This is a genomic window from Bradyrhizobium sp. ORS 111 (assembly GCF_045571485.1).
Lineage (GTDB): Bacteria > Pseudomonadota > Alphaproteobacteria > Rhizobiales > Xanthobacteraceae > Bradyrhizobium.
Window position 1 is genome coordinate 5,916,832 of sequence record NZ_CP120701.1, and the last position, 17,378, is coordinate 5,934,209.

At 59.7% G+C, this 17,378-nt stretch carries 16 protein-coding genes and 2 pseudogenes; 3 read left to right on the plus strand and 15 right to left on the minus strand.

Features of this window, described 5'->3' with window-relative positions; translation table 11 throughout:
- Nucleotides 1–276: 276 nt before the first annotated feature.
- The 5 genes and pseudogenes from P6U30_RS27275 to P6U30_RS27295 form a co-directional block, all read right to left on the minus strand.
- A complete protein-coding gene (locus tag P6U30_RS27275) occupies nt 277–702 on the minus strand; it encodes a hypothetical protein (protein ID WP_407165944.1) in 426 nt (141 codons plus the stop codon).
- Nucleotides 703–873: 171 nt separating this feature from the next.
- The gene (locus P6U30_RS27280; protein WP_407165945.1) at nt 874–2,424 is read right to left on the minus strand and encodes a pyridoxal phosphate-dependent decarboxylase family protein; all 1,551 of its coding nucleotides are present in this window, start codon (nt 2,422–2,424) and stop codon (nt 874–876) included.
- A 3-nt stretch (nt 2,425–2,427) separates the two neighbouring features.
- Nucleotides 2,428–2,628, minus strand: coding sequence for a hypothetical protein (locus P6U30_RS27285; protein ID WP_407170673.1), 201 nt, complete (start codon nt 2,626–2,628; stop codon nt 2,428–2,430).
- Nucleotides 2,570–3,585 (minus strand): annotated as a pseudogene (locus P6U30_RS27290) (formylglycine-generating enzyme family protein). The gene P6U30_RS27285 and the pseudogene P6U30_RS27290 overlap by 59 nt, the downstream one beginning before the upstream one ends.
- Before the next feature lie 406 nt (nt 3,586–3,991).
- Nucleotides 3,992–4,243: a DNA -binding domain-containing protein gene (locus P6U30_RS27295; RefSeq protein ID WP_407165946.1), complete on the minus strand. Its 252-nt coding sequence runs from the start codon at nt 4,241–4,243 to the stop codon at nt 3,992–3,994.
- 229 nt (nt 4,244–4,472) lie between these two features.
- On the opposite strand from P6U30_RS27295, the gene P6U30_RS27300 reads away from it, so the two are divergent.
- Nucleotides 4,473–4,757, plus strand: coding sequence for a helix-turn-helix domain-containing protein (locus tag P6U30_RS27300; RefSeq protein WP_407165947.1), 285 nt, complete (start codon nt 4,473–4,475; stop codon nt 4,755–4,757).
- Between the two features lie 436 nt (nt 4,758–5,193).
- Here P6U30_RS27300 and P6U30_RS27305 read toward each other — a convergent pair whose 3' ends face one another.
- Genes P6U30_RS27305 through P6U30_RS27315 form a run of 3 tightly spaced genes read right to left on the minus strand, consistent with a single transcriptional unit; the run spans nt 5,194 to nt 9,022 of the window.
- The gene (locus tag P6U30_RS27305) at nt 5,194–7,656 is read right to left on the minus strand and encodes a xanthine dehydrogenase family protein molybdopterin-binding subunit (RefSeq protein ID WP_407165948.1); all 2,463 of its coding nucleotides are present in this window, start codon (nt 7,654–7,656) and stop codon (nt 5,194–5,196) included.
- Nucleotide 7,657: 1 nt separating this feature from the next.
- The gene (locus tag P6U30_RS27310; RefSeq protein WP_407165949.1) at nt 7,658–8,146 is read right to left on the minus strand and encodes a (2Fe-2S)-binding protein; all 489 of its coding nucleotides are present in this window, start codon (nt 8,144–8,146) and stop codon (nt 7,658–7,660) included.
- A gap of 9 nt (nt 8,147–8,155) precedes the next feature.
- Nucleotides 8,156–9,022 carry an FAD binding domain-containing protein gene (locus tag P6U30_RS27315; protein WP_407165950.1) on the minus strand — a complete coding sequence of 289 codons (867 nt, stop codon included), beginning with the start codon at nt 9,020–9,022 and terminating at the stop codon, nt 8,156–8,158.
- 59 nt (nt 9,023–9,081) lie between these two features.
- Between P6U30_RS27315 and P6U30_RS27320 the strand changes: the two are divergent.
- Together P6U30_RS27320 and P6U30_RS27325 are read left to right on the plus strand one after the other, a co-directional pair.
- Nucleotides 9,082–9,186 (plus strand): annotated as a pseudogene (locus P6U30_RS27320) (3-keto-5-aminohexanoate cleavage protein); the annotation flags it as partial.
- Complete coding sequence (locus P6U30_RS27325) at nt 9,169–9,393, plus strand: hypothetical protein (RefSeq protein WP_407165951.1); 225 nt, start codon at nt 9,169–9,171, stop codon at nt 9,391–9,393. The pseudogene P6U30_RS27320 and the gene P6U30_RS27325, both read left to right, overlap by 18 nt.
- 274 nt (nt 9,394–9,667) lie before the next feature.
- On the opposite strand, the gene P6U30_RS27330 is transcribed toward P6U30_RS27325, so the two are convergent.
- The 7 genes from P6U30_RS27330 to P6U30_RS27360 form a co-directional block, all read right to left on the minus strand.
- The gene (locus P6U30_RS27330) at nt 9,668–11,362 is read right to left on the minus strand and encodes an outer membrane beta-barrel protein (RefSeq protein ID WP_407165952.1); all 1,695 of its coding nucleotides are present in this window, start codon (nt 11,360–11,362) and stop codon (nt 9,668–9,670) included.
- Nucleotides 11,363–12,045: 683 nt separating this feature from the next.
- Complete coding sequence (locus P6U30_RS27335; protein ID WP_407165953.1) at nt 12,046–12,204, minus strand: hypothetical protein; 159 nt, start codon at nt 12,202–12,204, stop codon at nt 12,046–12,048.
- Nucleotides 12,205–12,241: 37 nt separating this feature from the next.
- Nucleotides 12,242–12,478, minus strand: a complete 237-nt coding sequence (locus P6U30_RS27340; RefSeq protein ID WP_407170674.1) for a hypothetical protein — start codon at nt 12,476–12,478, stop codon at nt 12,242–12,244.
- Nucleotides 12,479–12,549: 71 nt separating this feature from the next.
- On the minus strand, nt 12,550–13,209 hold the full coding sequence (locus P6U30_RS27345) for a nitroreductase (protein ID WP_407165954.1): 660 nt from the start codon (nt 13,207–13,209) through the stop codon (nt 12,550–12,552).
- 229 nt (nt 13,210–13,438) lie between these two features.
- Nucleotides 13,439–15,088: an ABC transporter permease subunit gene (locus P6U30_RS27350; RefSeq protein WP_407165955.1), complete on the minus strand. Its 1,650-nt coding sequence runs from the start codon at nt 15,086–15,088 to the stop codon at nt 13,439–13,441.
- A gap of 97 nt (nt 15,089–15,185) precedes the next feature.
- Nucleotides 15,186–16,295, minus strand: coding sequence for an ABC transporter substrate-binding protein (locus P6U30_RS27355; RefSeq protein ID WP_407165956.1), 1,110 nt, complete (start codon nt 16,293–16,295; stop codon nt 15,186–15,188).
- A complete protein-coding gene (locus P6U30_RS27360; protein ID WP_407165957.1) occupies nt 16,285–17,370 on the minus strand; it encodes an ABC transporter ATP-binding protein in 1,086 nt (361 codons plus the stop codon). Before P6U30_RS27360 ends, P6U30_RS27355 begins: the two co-directional genes overlap by 11 nt.
- Nucleotides 17,371–17,378 lie beyond the last annotated feature (8 nt).

A 17,378-nucleotide genomic window follows, 5' to 3' on the forward strand; every position in this document is an offset into this window, starting at 1 on the left:
AACGCAGAAACAATTCCGATCGCTTTAAGGCCGGTGCCGTTTCGCCCAGAAGCGACAATGGGTCCAGCGGATTTCCTATCTATAGAAAGCCGCGCGATGATCGACATAAGTGTCCCGAATGCGACCGACCTCGGCGGCGTATTCCGAGAGCGCCACATCTTCTCCGTCGAACCAGCGATCTGCCGCCTCGGCAGCGGCAAGGCCGAGATACAGCGCATTGAACAGGCCTTGCGCCGCGATTGGATCGAACGCAAGCGCGGCGTCGCCGGCGGCCAGCTAGTTTTCGCCGGCGGCGGTTTCGAGCCAGGCTCCCTGCGCCGCGCAATAGCCGCATTCGCCTTGATCCCAGCCAGCATCGTGCCAATAGGCCTCCGAGCATCGGCAATCGTCGCGCCCTTGCAAGCAGGCGCGGGAGCGTTCGACCGTCACGGGCAGCCGGCGAATCGGCGTCGGTATGGAATGCCAGAATGCGCGCCTGCTCCGGTAGCGGCGCAGCGTACCACCAGCCGTCAGCTTCGGCTTCGACCTGCACGCAGCCGGCCGGCAGCGCGACGTTTCGAGCACGATCCATGCACGGGCAAGCTTGTCGTCGACATGACGATCACCGGTGACACCAGTGAACTGGCGCGACCCGCGCCCGGCAACATCGATCAGGGGACGGCACTCGGCGCGATATGTCTTGTCCTGTCGTTCGAACGTCACCCGCCAGCCTTCTGTCCCGCGCTGGACACGCGTCGCGTTATCCCGCGGCTATGTCGTCCGGGGTCGCAAACCGGTTGGGGATACCGAAAATTTCGAACTCCGCCCGGCGTGCATGCTCATATCGGGGGGCGCCCCAATTTAGCCGCTCGACAAGAAGACCGTCATGAGTCGTCACTTGCCTGCTCCGACCAATAGCATTTCGTCCGGACGATCAGCGCCGGACCACAACTCTGCGCCGAGCTTGCCCGCGCAGGCTTCGATCGCGGCCAACACCGGGATGACCCGCTCTTTCGCGCATTCCGGATGCAGCAGGGTCAGCTTCAGAGCTGCGAGACCCCGGTAAACTGTCTTCCCGATGACGGCGATTCGATCATTCCAGAGGCGGCCGGGGAGCTGCCGATTGACTTCGTTGATGAGTGCGTCCGGTAGGCTCTGCCCAGCGGGTCGCCATCGGAACAATACGATATTGGTTTCGGGCCGGACCAGCAATTGGAGCTCCGTCGATTTCTCAATCTCCTCCGCGGCAAATTGCGCTTGCGCTAGCATCAGGTCGAGCAGTTCGCCCACACGTTCCCTGCCGAGCGCCCGCAGCGACATGAACACCTTCAAGGCATCGAACCGGCGCGTCGTTTGCAACGACTTCCCGACCAGATTCGGTCCGAGACTATCGGCCTTATCGCTCGGGCTGAGGTAAGCAATCGACCGGTCGAGGATCGACAGCGTCGCACGCCTGCGAACCATGAAGACTCCGCAGCTGATGGACTGGAACAGCAGTTTGTGGAAGTCGATTGAGACGGAATCGGTGAGTTCGACACCGCGCAAAAGCGGCGCGTGATCGCTCAGCAGCAGCGCGCCGGCGGCGGCAGCATCCAGGTGGACCCACACGTTCGCGCCGTGGGCCACACGCGTGCATTCCTCGATTCGATCGATTGAGCCGCATTCGGTGGTGCCGGCCGTCAGCACCAGCGCGATCGGAGGATGACCTCCGTTGGCCTCGGACCGTATCGCCCCGTCGAGCCGGTCCGCGCTCAACTTGCCATCGCGCTCGGCCTCGATCGGCACGACTGCGGATTCGCCGAGACCCAGGATGTGGGCACTTCTGGCGACTGAGAAGTGCGCCAGCTCCGAGCACAGAATGCGCCACCCCCGTGCCTCGGCCGGCAAGCCGGATATCCTCACAGTATTCTGTTCGCTCGCCTGGGCGTGATCGCGAGCCAGCATCAGCCCCATGAGATTAGCCTGCGTTCCTCCACTCGTGAACACGCCATCACCGGCCGCGCCGAACCCCACGAGATCGCTCAGCCAGCGCACTACATGGCATTCCAAAGCCGTTGCAGATGGGCCTTGGTCGAACGAATCCAGCGACTGGTTGCTCGCGCTGATCAGAAACTCCGCAACCAACGACGGCAATATCGGCGCGGAATGCATATGCGCAACATAGTGAGGATGCGAGACTGAGACGAAGTGCGGCATGATCTGCTCGCGCACCTCCAGCATGACGGCATCGAGACCGCGGCCGACGGCCGGGCAAACGTCGAGCGACGCCAGCAGATGCTTGAGCTGGTCAAACTTGATGCCGCTGGTCGGAGCAGATTGCTCGTCCCAACTTTCCATCACGTGATCGATGACGCGCTCCATGGCGTAGACGAAAGCGGCGCGGGTGCTTTCATTGGTCGCCGGGAACAGACCCAAGTGATGCGCTTCACCAGTGGTGCCGGGCACCTGTCAGCTCCTTACTGAACGCCGGCCCATCGCAACAGGCGAGGAGGCATCGGTTATGTCGGCGGCTGTCGCGCCTTGACGCGGCCCCTGGAAAAGGTCGCACAGCGCAAGACCAAGGGAGGAACGAACGGTCGTACGGAAACGGCTATTCCTGCGGTTGATCACCCGCTCCGTTTCGACGGTCTTGTGGTTGTCGCTGCTCATTCAACACTTCCTCTTCAGACGGCGTTTGCGGTGGTTGAGAAGGGACGGGCGACCGCACCACGCAGTGAAAGCCGAGGTGACTGGTTGACGTATCGATCGGCTCAGGTTGCCGAGCCGCGGGGCGATAGCGCGGGCAGTAGTTCGGCGCACAGAGATGCGAGCCCCCTTCGGGACCTTGCGCGGAATCCTGATGGCGGGCTGGCAGGGATAGTAGCTCGCCGCCTCGCGGCCGCCGCGCGGGTTCTGCGGGATGCAGCAGGGCTTCGCGGCGTCGGCCTCATGGCGGGCCGACCACCAGTCGGCGGTCCACTCCCAGACATTGCCGATCATGTCGCATACGCCGTATCCGTTCGCTGGGAATGCGGTCACTGGCGAGGTGCGATCGAAGCCGCCTTCGCAAAGCTTCTGGATCGGAAAGCTGCCCTGCCAAATGTTAGCCATGTGCTTGCTGCCGGGCGTCAGGGCATTGCCCCAGGCGTACTCCTCGGCTTCGAGCCCACCGCGTGCAACGAATTCCCATTCGGCTTCAGTGGGGAGTTCCTTGCCTCCCCATTTGGCATAGGCGAGCGCGTTCGAATATGCGACGTGGACGACGGGATGATCGCCGAGTACATCGATGTTGCTGCGCGGACCGTAGGGACGGCGCCAGTTCGCGCCCCGCATAAAGGTCCACCATTGGCCCAAGTCCCGCAGGTTGTGCACCCGGTGCGGCGGCTCAAACACCAGCGAGCCGGCGTAAAGCATATGCGGCAGCGCACCGGGATAGTGTGCCGGATCCGGTGCTGTCTCGGCCACCGTGATGTGGCCGGTCTCCTTCACGAACGAGCGAAACAGCGCGTTGGTGACCGGGGTACGGTCAATCCAGAAGCCGTCGACCCTGACCCGGTGCGACGAGGCTTCCTCCCGATAATGATGATCGGAGCCCATGCGGAACGTGCCACCCGGAATCCAGACCATCCCGTCGGTCCGAATATCCCGCGGAGACTCAGCGCGCCCGAGGTCGATCTGGAAGATGGCGGTCCACCCGCATATGCTTATCGAGGACAGTAATCCCAGAAGTCCTGCGTCTTGGACGGATCGGTGTAGTACCAGCACATGCCCGGCGCTAACCTCACTGGCCAGCCACGGCCTCAACTTGCGGCTGCGGCGACATGGGCGGGTGCGCCGCCGGCGAATACTCGACAGTTAGCACCACTTTGTGCTCGCTCTGTCCGCATTCCGACATTTCACGACTGCAGCGCCTTCTCGCAGATCCTGATATCGCCGAGAATGATCCGGATCGGCACAAGTCCACCAAGGCCGCGCGGCATTACATGGCCGTCTCTATGCACGCGGAAGCCGTCCTACACGGCCTGATCGAAGGTTAAGTCCAGCCGCTCCGCAAGAGCTGCCGATAACCGTGTCTGCTCATCCACTTGGCGCGGGAGAGATGGCTCTCATAGGCGCGGCGGGCGCGCTCCGGCTCGCGTTTGGAATCGATCTGCAGCACGACCTCCGCGACTTCCCGCCAGTCGGCACCGTCCGCATCCGCATCCAATAGACGCATGTAGGTAACGACGTACTCGCGGTCATACGGGGTCAGGGTCGGATCGCTCGGTGCAGCGTCGAATGGCATAGCAGTCTCCCGGCTCAAGCCGGCAAGGATCGCTGGAGATTGTGGGCTTTTTATAGTGTTCCTACAGGTTCCCCATAGAGATTCTAACCTCTTTTAAAAGCACTTGCTCGATCGCGTTGCGAGCGTTGCGATATGTCGACCATGCGGTGTGCTGATGGATCGTGTGTCGACTCAAATAGTTGGATTATAGCCAGTGGTATAAATATCCGGGCGCAGACATGATCGGCTCATGAAAGCTCGTGCGCTTGTGGCCTTGAATGTGCGTCGGCTCCGCTTGAATCGCGGTCTTTCGCAAGAGAAGCTGGCTTATGAGGCTGGGATTGACCGCTCCTACTTGGCGAGCCTCGAGCGGCAATCGAAAAGCCCGACAATTGATATCCTCGATCGCATCGCCGACGCGCTGGGTGTTCATCCATTCGAATTGGTTGTTCAGCATTCCAAACGCGCCAAAGCCCCAAATACGTTGCATGAAGGTCGTAAGCGCGCGCCTCTTAAACCGCCCAGGAGAGGATAGTTGATCGACACTTGGTCGCGCTCAGTTTCCGGCGAATGCCGCCTTGCGCGGTGTGATGGAGACTGCCGAAGGCCTCTGGCTGGAAGTTGTCTCCAAGGTTCCGCAGGCGTGCCTCGCTGACATGCTCGGCCGTATCGCCGCTCCTGCGGCTCATCGGCTATGCCATGAGATCCAGCTGCAAAATCGGAATGGCATCTGCGGCAGAAATCGTGGCCATTGCATTTCACGTTGGCGCCGGGAGCAACCAAAGCAGACATCAAGGCAGAACAGACACAGTTCAAGGCGAAATTGATCGAAGCCATGCGGTCCTACCTCACTATAGGAGCCGCAGCCGCACCGGCTCATGTGGAAATACCCACGACGTTCAACCGCGCGGTGTTCTTCGACTGGCGCGACGTCATGCGCGGAACGATGCGCCGCCGGCGGATGCTATCGACTACCGGTTCACCGTCGCCTGACGAATTAAGCCACGCAGCTTCGCCGGCGTCAGCGGCAAGAAATCCGCTTTCACTCCGAATGGCTTCAACGCGTCCTCTATTGCGCTGGCAATGGCGGCCGGGGCGCCCATCCTGCCACCCTCGCCACCGCCTTTGATCCCATACTCGGTAAAGGGCGATGGCGTTACCACGTGGCCAACCCGGATGTTCGAAGGCACTTCGTGGATACTGGGCAGGATATAGTCGGCGAAGTTTGCGTTCAGGAACTGGCCATCGTCGGCGTACTTATACTCTTCATAGATGGCTGTACCGATCCCCTGCGCCGTACCGCCCCGAACATGACCTGCGAGTGTCATCGGGTTCACGATCGTTCCGCAGTCATGCACCGCGACATAGTCGAGGAATTTTACCTTGCCGGTCTCAACATCAACTTCCACGACCGGCATGTGACACATATGACCCATGATGGGATAGAAGATGCCCAGATCCTTGCGGTCCTCCGACGGCATGGTGGTCAGCGGATGGTCATAGGTGCAGGAAGCATCCAGTCCAGTGTCGAATTCCGGCGTCTCTGGAAACGAGAGGCGAAAGAAATGCGCCATCATTGCAAGATCGGCGATGGACTTTTGAACGCCTTGCCGCCCCTTGACCCTGATCTTTCCGTCGAGCAATTCCAAGTCGGAAGGGTCGGCGTCCAGCAGGTGAGCGGCGAGGAGGAACAACTTCTTCCTGATCACTTGAGAGGCAGAGACGATTGCCCCGGCCACCATCACTGTAAAGCGACTTCCCCCTGGCCCGGTGCCGGCGATGCCGCTATCGGTATCAGCGTAGGTGACCGAGATATTTGCAGGATCCATGGTCAGATGCTCGGCCAAGAGCATGGTCGCCATGGTTTCCGGACTGTTGCCCCAGAAGGGGGCCTGAAGGGTAATCACCGCATTGCCGGTCGGATCGATCTTGACCTTCACACCTTCGGGCGATGAAGTCAGCGCAAAACCGGCTTCGTGGTTCAGCATCCAGAATTCGGTTGCCGAAAAAACCGAGCGCTCCTGGCAGGTAGCGAGTCCGATTCCAATGTAGCGCCCCTCCTTGCGAGCCTCCTCCTGCTTCTTCCGCCAGCCACCGTAGTCGAGCATCTGCAGCGCCCTATCGAGCACGGCGGGATAATTGCCACTGTCGTAGAGATTGCCGGTGGGGATAAAATAGGGAAACTGCTCGGGTTTGATGAAATTCCTGCGCCGGAACTCCACTGGATCGAGGTCAAATTCGGCACACGCCGCGTCGACCATTCTCTCCATGACGTAGTTCGACACTTCCGAGCCGAAGCCGCGATACGCGCCCTGCTGGCATTTGTTCGTCATGACGGCGGTGATGTCCGCCTCGATACTGCCGATCTGATAAGGACCGGTGATCTGCGACAATGCGTTACCGTGGTGCCCGATACCGAACTGGAAGTAGGCGCCGTAGTCGTCAATGACCTTGCAGCGCATCGATATCATGTTGTCGTTTTCATCGAGAGCGAGCTCGCAATCGTAGAAGCGGTCCGAGCCGTGATGGTCGCAAGCCAGGATGTTGTCGGCGCGGTCCTCAATGTATTTCACTGGTCGCCCGGTTTCGCGAGCCAGAACCGCCGAGATCACCGGCACCTTGTGAAGGAAAAGCTTTGAGCCGAAGCTGCCGCCGGCGATTGTAGGCACAATGTTGAGCTTGTGGACCGGTACACCCAGCGTGATCGCCAGAAGCCATCCCACATAATTGTACATAGAACTGTTCACGTGAATAGTGAACTTGCCCGTCGCGCTGTCGTGCTCGCTGACCGCGCCGCAGGTCTCCAACGGCTGGGCACCCGACCGGGGCCAGCGGAGCGAGCGTTTGACAACCTGCTTTGCGCGGGCGAAGTCGCCCGCAACATCTCCGAAAGAGAAGTTGCGATGCATTGCGACGTTGGTGTCGCCACGCGCGGGATGCAGCACGCCCTCCCCTGTCACCTGCATCGCCTTGCGCGGATCGTTCATCGGTGGCAGCGGCTCGTACTCGACTTCAATCAGACGTGCCGCATCCTCGGCGATATAACGGCTGTCAGCCGCGATGATCGCCACCGGTTCCCCGACATGACGGACACGGTCGATTGCAACACAGCGTTGTTCCACAGGCGGGTTTGAAAAACAGGGCAATGGCCCCGTCGATCTCGCCACGTCCTCGCCTGTCATCACCGCGACGACACCCGGCAAGGCACGCGCCGCGGAAGCATCAATCGATATGATCCGGGCATGGGCGTGGGGGCTGGACAGAGTGGCCGCATGCAGCATGCCGGGCAGGCTTACGTCGTCAGCATAGCGGCCCTGTCCGGCCAGGAGGCGCGGATCTTCGACGCGCTTCATGTCGGTGCCGATCCACTTTGTCTTCTGGCCCGGCTTTTCGCGCTGGCGGCTAACGGGGATACGTGTGGCCTGGCCGTTCATCTCACGCCTCCACCTTTTGTGATTTCAGAAGTGTGGCCGCATGCTCAATCGCGTCGACGATTGTCTGGTAGCCGGTGCAACGGCAAAGATTGCCACTAATCGCTTCGATGATGTCTTCCCGTCCAGGATTCGGATTACTGGCCAGAAACTCTTCGGCGCGCATCAGCATGCCGGGAGTGCAATAGCCGCACTGCAAGCCGTGTTTTTCCCAGAATGCCTGCTGGATCGGGTGGAGCCCGCCTTGTTTGCCGAGGGCCTCCACCGTGCGAATATCATGCCCCTCGGCTTGGATTGCGAAGGTCAGACAGGACCGGGCTGTCATGCCATCAATTTGAACCGTGCAGACGCCACATACACCATGTTCGCATCCTACATGGGTGCCGGTAAGCCGAGCGACTTGCCGGATGAAATCCGACAGAAGCATGCGGGGCTCAACCTGACCGGAATAGGTCGCACCATTGATCGTCAGCTCGATTTTCTGCGTCCGCATCGTGCCCCCCTACTTAACCGCCATCCTGGCCGCGTCGGTCAGAACGCGACGCGACAAGGCCCGGACAAGGTCAAGCTTGTATTCCGCATCGGCATGAATGTCGTCGCTTGGATCAGCATTCATGACCGCAAGCTCCGCCGCATCGGCCAGAAGTCGATCGTCTGGAACGGCACCTTCCAGCCTCGCCTCCACCACCGACATTCGCCGCTTTCGGCCTCCGGCGCCGATAAGACCGAAACATACGTTCGTCATCCGCCCCTCGCGCATCGATAGCCTGCAGCCGACGGAGACAATGGCGAAATCGCCCTTGCGCTGTGACATCTCTTCGAAAGCATAGCCTTCGCCTGCGGGTTGGGCCGGAATGCGGATCTCGGTCAGCATCTCAGCAGGTCCCACTTGTGTTTCGAAGGCGTCGATGAAAAAATTGTCAGCCGTTACGACGCGTCCGCCACGCGCACCTCGGATGACCATCGAGGCGTCAAGAAGCGTGAGGACCAGCGGCATTTCGGACGCGGGATCTGCGTGGCAAATGTTGCCACCAAGTGTCCCACGATTGCGGATCGTGTGGTGCGCCACGCTCTGATAGGCGACGATGAGCAGCGGGCAAGCCAGTGCCGAGGGGCCCGCCCCCATGATGGCGTTGTGGGTCGCCAGCGCGCCGATCCGAAGAATCCCATCTTCGACCCGGACATACCTCAGATCGGAGAGATTCCCGACGTCAACGAGCAGATCCGGCGTCGCCAGCCCCAAGTTCATCATCGGAATCAGACTTTGTCCGCCGGCCAGCAGCCGCGCCCCCTCTCCATGCGTGGCAAGCGCCGCGATCGCATCTTCGATCGAACTGGCACGATGGTATTCGAAGGGTGACGGCTTCATTCGGATCCTCCCGGCGATCTATTTCTTAACCATTTGCTCATCCTCAAGAGTCCGGACCAACCGCCGAGGGCTTCGCCCGCTTCCTGTCGCGCATCAAGCAAAGCACCGACGCCGTGATCAACATTACGACGGGCGACAGCCCTTTCATGAAGGTCGACGAGCGCAGTGGCATTGTCGGCATTTATCAGAACTATAAGTATCAAGCTGAAATGCGAGAAGCCGTTGATAAATACGAGGGGTTTATAAAGCGGCTGCTCGCTTCCAAGCCAACCCAAAACGTTGCGGCGGCTCCTCCACTTGAGGACACTTGCATTGAAACTATTGTTCGAGAGCGAAGTGAACGCGCTGATACTCTGGTCGCATGCTTATAGAAGCGCTCGACGAGGTTGGAAATTTGCCAACGATCGGCGGCGGTGAGTGCAATCGTGTCGGCACTAACGCTTTCGGGGGCCGGAAGGGAGTCGCGAGCCGTTTGGGGCTCGCGCCGGCTGGCATCCTTTGCAAGCAAGCTTGAGCTCGGTTCGATTCCGAGGTGCTTCACCGTCATTACCCACGGCGTCGGCGCCCGATTTTGGCGCCGACGTCGATGCCCGCAGGCTTCGGATGGCTCGAGAGGAAGTCTGGAGCTTGGCTTTGGTGGGCCTTTCAATCGAACTTATAGGAGACCTGAAAAAACGTACCCCAGCGGTCCGTGCTGTACTTTGCAAATGCCGGCGGCGGGTCGACGCACCGGCTATCGCTACCTCTACACAGAGACTCGCCGCGTTTTGTGGTCCACATGGCCCAATAGCGGCCACCGACGCCGACGCTGATGTTGTTGGTGATGAAGTAGGACAAGACGCCTTCAATCTGGACGCCGCCACCGCCATTGCCGCGTTGTTCAGCAAAAGTGGTCAAGTCGCGCAAGAGGTGATAGTCGCGCCCCTTGAAATCGGTCCAGGGCAGGTACGCGACATCAGCGCTCATCCGCCAACGCTCGGTCAACATGGTTTCGGCACTCAGGCCGATCCGGGGCGCATTCCATTGAGTATTCTCACCGCCGATGACCCTGTTGTCACCCGAGCTAAGACATGAAGCAAGAGGGTTTGCCATCTGCACGCATCCCCTCGAGTCCGAGCTCTGGCCGTAATAGGTCCAGCCTACAAATCCGCCGACCTTGTAGTCGGTACCGCGCAAGAAATCGTAACCGACGTCGGCCGTGTAATACGTGAACCTTCCATTTGCTTGCCCTGATACCGTGTTGACATACGCGCCGCCCCAATCTTCATCGTTCATGTTTCCTTTGTTGAATTGCCCGAGGCCAATACTGCTCTTCAGGAACACTCCCCAGGGGCTATCAAGGCGGCCGAACAACTCTCCCGAAAGTCCGTCCAGTCCGTGATAAGTGAGTCTCGATAAGAGCATGCTGGGATCTTGAGACCAGCCATGAGGCGCTGCGCTGTGGTCCCATTGGAATCGTCCCCGACTGAGCCAGAGCCGGGAGCCGCCTTCGAATGACCAGCCGGTCACATAGGGAATGGGTGGTACCCTGCTGGCTGACTTCGCGTACAGCGGCGCATTGGACCATTCTGTCGCCTTTGGGTCCGCGTCAAAATGGTAGTTCAGACCAATCTTTCCGATGTGATAGTTGTTGGACAGGTTGGTTGTGTTCGGCGGCAGAATTGCAGACGGATACTGTACTGTCGCAGCGGTCGCGACACCCGGCCCGCCAAAATGCAGATAGTCATACTCAACGTTCACCGACCATGCAGGCGTAAGGGCTTGCTCGACGCCCAGCCCGATGACACCCCCAATCCGACCATAGTCGAAATGGGTTTTCTCCTGTGGCATGTCGCTGCCTTCAGCGTTGTTGACGACGTCGCCCCGATTGTTTTGCCACGCTACGCCTGCCTTGAGATAGGCCAGCGTGTGCCCGAGCGCGCCAAAGGCGTAACCAACGCGACCGGTCCCGCTGGCAAAGAGGTTGGGACCTACCTTGCAGTTCGCGCTCACAACGAAGCCGGAAGGGGCTAGGCAGGTATTTGTGCCGTCGGAGACAGCACCGCTGGCATCCAGCTCGATGCCATATACCCAGCGGTTCTTCTGCCAATTGTAGCCGATCTGGCCACCTGCGAGGAACGCCGGAGTATCGACGATGCCGCCATAGATTGATGGACCATAGGGGTTGCTGAAAGAGGTTCGGCCGTACCCACCGCCGACGTGTCCACCAATATAGCCGCCCGACCAGTTCCACACCGCCGCTGGCCGTTTAAGTTGTGGCTCAAGGTCCGCCGCCTTGGCTGCGCTGCTTGCGACGAGCGCAATTGTTGTGGCACCACAAAAAAGAGTTCTCGATCGCATCAAAGGTTGCCCTGCACTTCCCGGTCCATAATTCGGCTCCTTAAGTTCTCGCCGCACGGCAAATCGTTGGGGCAGACCAGACACTAGCCACTGCCCGCGCCAAGTCGGCCCTGAAGATCACCGTACTGCGACTGGGATGATGCCCTGAACGAAAGCAAGCCCCGTGCCGAGCCAAATTCGTATGTTGTGTCGGCGTTTCGTGAGAGTGTGTCGCGTCAACTTGCTGACAATGGTCTGGAGTCTGACAATCGAAGCGCCCGACAATCTCTCCATTGCGCGGTGAATGTGCGAGGGAGGCCCAATGCGCGACATTCATATTTCGTGGAGCGGTCACGACAAAGCGTGGCATCGACCAACTGGTTTCGGAGTAACGTGATAAGAAAGCTATCTTATGAGCATGCGAAGCGCCGCTTCACTGTTGGGCTCTTATCGTCACCGCACTGAATGGCCGGCTCGGCATGCCATCGCATCATGAGCTTGAGATATATGTGGTCGACGGACACGAAGTTATCGACCTCCCCAGCGGGGGTCCGGATCATCCGCGGTATCGCCAACTCCATGTCGATGCTCGCTGCCGTACAGTCAGCTTTGAGGTGGATCGCTTCCGACGCACTGACGATGCTGTTCTCCCCGGCGACCACCAGAGCTGGGCATCTCAACCGTAGCCCTCATGCGCCCGGATTTCATCGTCTACGCCGGGCAATCTCGTCAGCGACTGCGGTTGTGGCACGTACCAGCCGTGCGTGCAGGGTCTCGAACATGTCGATAATCTCTTCATTTGGTTCATCCCTGCCCTCTTCGATAGTTTCGATAACCAGTTCGTCGAGAAGCCTCTCCTTCAATTGACCCTTCTCGAGAAGGTGTTCAAATGGTCCGTCGCTAACGGGCTGCGGTTGGATGCGACCGTCGGAGTTGCACCAAACCCCGAATGTCTGACGTCCCCCTTTCTACTTTCGCACTTCGCTGGCTGAGATTGCCCAATGTCCAGCAATCACTCAGCATGTCGTGGCGTCCGCCTTGAACCGGTTGGATCTTACCAAGCACAATCGAAACGCCGGCCTCGTGCTCCTTCAAAATCCCGATGATCTGCTCTTCCGAAAAGCGGCTGCGCTTCATGCTCTGGTCCTTGTCGTGGGCCAGTACGAACTTCAAACCGGATTAAGCCCGTGGGGCAAGGTCAGCTCAGATCAACTAAAGCCGCGCAGGACGGCCCAGTCGGCAACCGGATCGCGCCTGGTTCTGAGTGTGTTGATAGGATCCTCATCTGCAAAACCCAAGGCCATCCCGCAGAAGACAAATTCCTCAGCGGACAATCCGAGCAATTCCGTCAGAGTCTTCGGGTAGCGCGACCAGTATTCCTGCGCACAAGTCGAAAGTCCTTCTTCGACGGCAAGGAGCATCACCGTCTGGATGAAGATACCGAGGTCCGCCCACTGCGGAGAGCCCAGCCTTCGGTCGAGACAAAAGAACAGGCCGACAGGTGCACCGAACAGCTGCCCGTTTCGAGCCAGTTGCTGCATCCGGCCGGCCCGATCTTCCCTCGGAATGCCCATCACCGCATAGAGATCCTCTCCGTATTCCCAGCGCCGGCGCCGATAAGGATCCCACAGCGAGTTTGGGTAAATCTGGTATTCTGGAGGCTCCCCGAGGGGATTTGCGCTAGCGCGCCTCTTGAGTTCGTCGAGCGGACCGCCCGTGAGTGCGTAGACGCGCCATGGCTGAAGATTCCCTCCCGAAGGTGAGCGGCGGGCTCGCTCCAACAGCGCGAGTACCCGTTTTTCGCAAACCGGATCGGGCTTAAAGGAACGGACCGAAATGCGCCGCTCGATGGCTTCGGAGACATCCATACGACCAACTAATATTTGGGGCGGATTGAAACTGACCAGAAGCGCGAGTGACAATTATCATGAAAATTGTGCCAAGCCTCCCACAACGATGCTCCTCATCGAGGCAGGGCAAGAGGTCCGATTTGCGGGCCAATTCACAACCATGCGTACGAACAAAGCCATGCGCGAATGCCGGGCGACGATGCAAACCACCGGGAGATCGATCTACGCGCAATAGGATCGTTCAGAACTATTCTATTGCGCCTTTGGATTTCCTCAGGAAGACCACAAGCATTGATACAGCCAACAACACAGCCAATTGGAGAGCGCCGACTACGGCTGTCTTTGGGCTGATTTCCAGATGAATATCCTGCCACATCAACATTGCGAGTGGAGTTTTGGACGGCGAGCTCAAGAACATACTCAAGACGAGATCGTCGAACCCGGCGAGGAAGGCGAACAGGAAAGCGCTGGACAGGGCGGGAATGAGAAGCGGCAGCGTGGCGGTCAAGAATGCTGCCATCGGAGTGGCCCCCAAACCGACTGCAGCTCGCTCGACATCCCTGTCGCTGTTTTGCAGGGCAGCGGTCATGATAATGACCACGTAGGGAAATCCTAGCACGGTAAAGCCGAGCCAGAAACCCGTGATGGTGCCGTTGAGGTTTAGCGCAACGGCGAGGAAGAACAGCCCGATACCAAGCACGATTTGCGGAAGGATCATCGGGACAATCGCGGCCAGCCACATGATCCTGCGTTCACGCAAGGCGCCTCTGGTTAAGGAGATGCTATAAGCTGTCCCCACCAGCGATGCCGTGGTAGCGGAAAGTGCGGCCATACTGAAGCTGAACACTGCGGCCTCGCGCCAGCGCTGGTCGCCGAACAGGGAGTTAAACCAACGTGTAGAAAAGCCCGGAGGCGGGAACATGAGATAGGGCGCATTGCTGAACGCAATCATGATGACGACGATCATCGGTGCCAGCAGGAACAGCAGTACCAGGGCGAAGAGGATGAGAAGAAAAGGACTGGCGAGAAAAGCCATCGCGTCGCACAAACGGGCGAGCGCCACCGCCACCTGATCGATAGCCGTTCGCCAATACCGGCCAGCACCGCGCAAGCCGTCCCCGCCCCCTCTGGACTGCCATCGATCGTTCGCGGCTGGTCCCAGTGGAACGACGTTTCGGCGAAACAGGACCAGAAACCCGCTGCCCCCGAAAAACAGTATGCAAGCCAGCGCGGCTGCGAAATCGAAATCCGCCAACGTCGAGACGCGGACTTCAATCGCCTGGGCCACCAGGTAGTCGCCAGGGGCCCCGAGCATGGCTGGCGTGATGTAGAAGCCAAGGGCGCACAAAAAGACCAGCGCGCAGCCCGCTGCCAGTCCCGGACGTGAGAGCGGAAAAACGATCGTCCAGAAGACGGTCGCTGGGCCACCTCCAAGGCTCTGCGCAGCTTTGATCAACGCCGAATCAAGTCTCCGCAGGGCACCGTAGAGCGGCAAGATCATCATCGGCAGTAGGATGTGAACCATGCCGACATAGCTGCCAAAGCTGCTGAAGACGAGTGGCAGCGGCTCGCTCGCCAGCCCGATGGAAATGAGAAGCCGGTTTACAATGCCGGAGCTGCCGAGGATTGCGATCCAGCTATAGGAGCGGATCAGGATGCTGGTCAGATAAGGAATCGCCACCAGCATCATGATCGGAGCGGCATACCGACGGATCCGGGTCGCTACGAAATAGGCATAGGGATATCCGAACAACGCACAGAGGCCGGTGACAGAAAACGCCATCCAGAGGGTCTTGAGGAAAATTCCAAAAAAGACCGGGGCATGAACGATCTGTGCGTATGCTTGAGTGCTCCAATGCCCTTGATGCCGCAGGCTCATCCAGACGACGATAGCCATTGGCAAGGCGTAGCCAGCCCCCAGAAGCACAACGCCCGGCAGAGGGAGAGCTAGCCGTTTCACTTGTCCGCATCGCTTGCCAGAGAAATTGGCGATGTTAGCCTCCGGCGACCCACCGTTCCCACTCCACGATGGCGCGTCGCAGGCCAGTTTCTCCGGTGGCATCCACCGCATTCCAGAAGGCATAGTCTTGCACAATCTGCCGCTCTTTGAGCCCGGGCGCGGTAGGCATCAACTCTGCCCGCTGTTTCGAGAGGTGTTCGAAAGCGCGAGCGTTGGTGGGTCCATAGGTGATCAGTTCGGAGAATCTCGCCTGAGGCTCCGGTCGGCTCATATAGGCGATGTATTTCTGTGCGTTATCGCTGTTCTCGGCTCCCTTTGGAACAGCCCAGGCGGCCCATTGCAGAATGCCCTGGTTCCAGCTCTTGCCAATCCTTGCCCCCTGATCGTTCGCGCCATCGATGCGCCCATTCCAGGCGCTGCCAACCGTTGCCTGTCGATCGACCTGGAGCTGCACCGATTCAGCACCACTGACCCACCATTTGACGACGTTGCTTCGCAAATTGTCGAGGCTGCGGAAGGCGCGCTTCCAGTCCAGCGGATAAAGCTTTTCGGGTGGAACGCCGTCGGCCAGCAGCGCGATCTCATAAGTTGCGCCATCTGCGGCATTGGTCCCGGTGGCAAGTGTCCGCCGTCCGGGAAAATCCCGCGAATTCCATAGATCGGCCCAAGTCGAGGGAGGCCTGCTCCCCAATTTCTCGGCTTCATACGCAATCAGCATCGAGTAGATCATCGCCGGCGCGTAGTTTGTCTTGGCCGCAACGACGTCGTAACCCTCTCTGTCCTTGCCCGCCCAGAGATCGTAGTCGATGGGAAGCAGCAGCTCGTCCTTCTCGAAGTTGGCAATCGCGCCTCCGGAGAGCAGAGCGACGTCGTGCTTGGCGGCCCCCGCCAGGACTGCCGCCAACTGCACGCCGGAGGCAACGCCTGGCTGATGAATGACCTTAATTCCGGTTTCTGCTTCGAAGGGTTCAGAGTAGGCCTTCAGCTGAGCGATCCCCATCGACCCGCCGCCGTCATGGACGACCACGGTGCCGCTGCCTTTCAAGATTGACCCCGCGATGACTGGTGCCGGAAAGGTGAACCGCCCGCCGCCGGCCAGCGCCGCGCCGCCTAGAAATGTCCGTCGGGTGAGCTTAAGCGGCATGGGACGTCTCCTGATTTGCGACCGGCGATTGGTCGAATAGACGAACGCTGCCCGTACGGAAGCGTAGCGCGGCCACCTCGCCCGGCCGCCAGGCACGCTCGCGCGCAGGCCGTTCGGCGATCAGCCGATGTCCGCCCGCCTCCACCAGCACAGTCTGGGTCGATCCGCTGAAGGCTGTCTCGATGATGCGGCACGCTTCGCCACCCTCGCGCTCGAGGCCGAGCAGGACGTCCTCCGGACGAACTCCGGCCCTTGTGCCTGTTCTCGGACTATCTGTGGCAAGCGCATAGGCCAGTTCCGTCGCAAATCCTTCGACGCGCAGACTACTGCCGGCAAGTGGCAGGAAATTCGTGCGGCCGATGAAGTCGGCAACAAATGCATCGGCCGGCTGGTGATAAAGAGCTGCCGGCGTACCCACCTGACGAAGGCGGCCGTGGTCGAGCAGCGCGATCCGATCTGCCATCGACATCGCCTCTTCCTGATCATGGGTGACGAGAATGACAGTGGTCCCGAGCTCTCTCTGAAGCAGCTTGAGTTCCAGCTGCATATGCTGCCGCAGCTTCCTGTCCAACGCACTCATCGGCTCATCCATCAGAAGCACCGTCGGATTGGAGATCGTCGCCCGCGCGATTGCGACGCGCTGCTGCTGGCCACCGGACAGTTCGCCAATCGATCGCGCACCAAGACCGGTCAGCTTGACGAGATCGAGTGCCGCCGCGACGCGCTGGCGGATTTCCAGGTCGGAACAGCCCCGTCGCCGCAACGAATAGGCAAGATTCTCCGCGACGGTGAGATGGGGAAACAGCGCATAGCGTTGAAACACCATGCCGACGCCGCGCCTGTGGGCCGGCACACGGTCGAAGGCTTGTCCACCGATCAGGATCTGGCCGCGGTCTGCAGATTCAAACCCGGCGATCGTCATCAGAGCGGTCGATTTCCCCGATCCGCTCGGACCAAGAATTGCGAGAAACTCTCCTGCTTGCACGGTAAGGGACAGATCATCGAGCGCGACCGTGGAGCCGTAGGTCTTGCTCAGCGAGCGAACCTCGACGCTTTGCCCATTGACTATGCTCATATCAGGCT

Excerpts from the sequence above, each read along its gene's own strand:
- P6U30_RS27285 (WP_407170673.1), bottom strand. The coding sequence starts at position 2,628 with ATGAGCAGCGACAACCACAAGACCGTCGAAACGGAGCGGGTGATCAAC.
- P6U30_RS27295 (WP_407165946.1), bottom strand. The coding sequence starts at position 4,243 with ATGCCATTCGACGCTGCACCGAGCGATCCGACCCTGACCCCGTATGAC.
- P6U30_RS27300 (WP_407165947.1), top strand. The coding sequence starts at position 4,473 with ATGAAAGCTCGTGCGCTTGTGGCCTTGAATGTGCGTCGGCTCCGCTTG.
- P6U30_RS27305 (WP_407165948.1), bottom strand. The coding sequence starts at position 7,656 with ATGAACGGCCAGGCCACACGTATCCCCGTTAGCCGCCAGCGCGAAAAG.
- P6U30_RS27310 (WP_407165949.1), bottom strand. The coding sequence starts at position 8,146 with ATGCGGACGCAGAAAATCGAGCTGACGATCAATGGTGCGACCTATTCC.
- P6U30_RS27315 (WP_407165950.1), bottom strand. The coding sequence starts at position 9,022 with ATGAAGCCGTCACCCTTCGAATACCATCGTGCCAGTTCGATCGAAGAT.
- P6U30_RS27325 (WP_407165951.1), top strand. The coding sequence starts at position 9,169 with ATGAAGGTCGACGAGCGCAGTGGCATTGTCGGCATTTATCAGAACTAT.
- P6U30_RS27330 (WP_407165952.1), bottom strand. The coding sequence starts at position 11,362 with ATGCGATCGAGAACTCTTTTTTGTGGTGCCACAACAATTGCGCTCGTC.
- P6U30_RS27340 (WP_407170674.1), bottom strand. The coding sequence starts at position 12,478 with ATGAAGCGCAGCCGCTTTTCGGAAGAGCAGATCATCGGGATTTTGAAG.
- P6U30_RS27345 (WP_407165954.1), bottom strand. The coding sequence starts at position 13,209 with ATGGATGTCTCCGAAGCCATCGAGCGGCGCATTTCGGTCCGTTCCTTT.
- P6U30_RS27350 (WP_407165955.1), bottom strand. The coding sequence starts at position 15,088 with ATGGCTATCGTCGTCTGGATGAGCCTGCGGCATCAAGGGCATTGGAGC.
- P6U30_RS27355 (WP_407165956.1), bottom strand. The coding sequence starts at position 16,295 with ATGCCGCTTAAGCTCACCCGACGGACATTTCTAGGCGGCGCGGCGCTG.
- P6U30_RS27360 (WP_407165957.1), bottom strand. The coding sequence starts at position 17,370 with ATGAGCATAGTCAATGGGCAAAGCGTCGAGGTTCGCTCGCTGAGCAAG.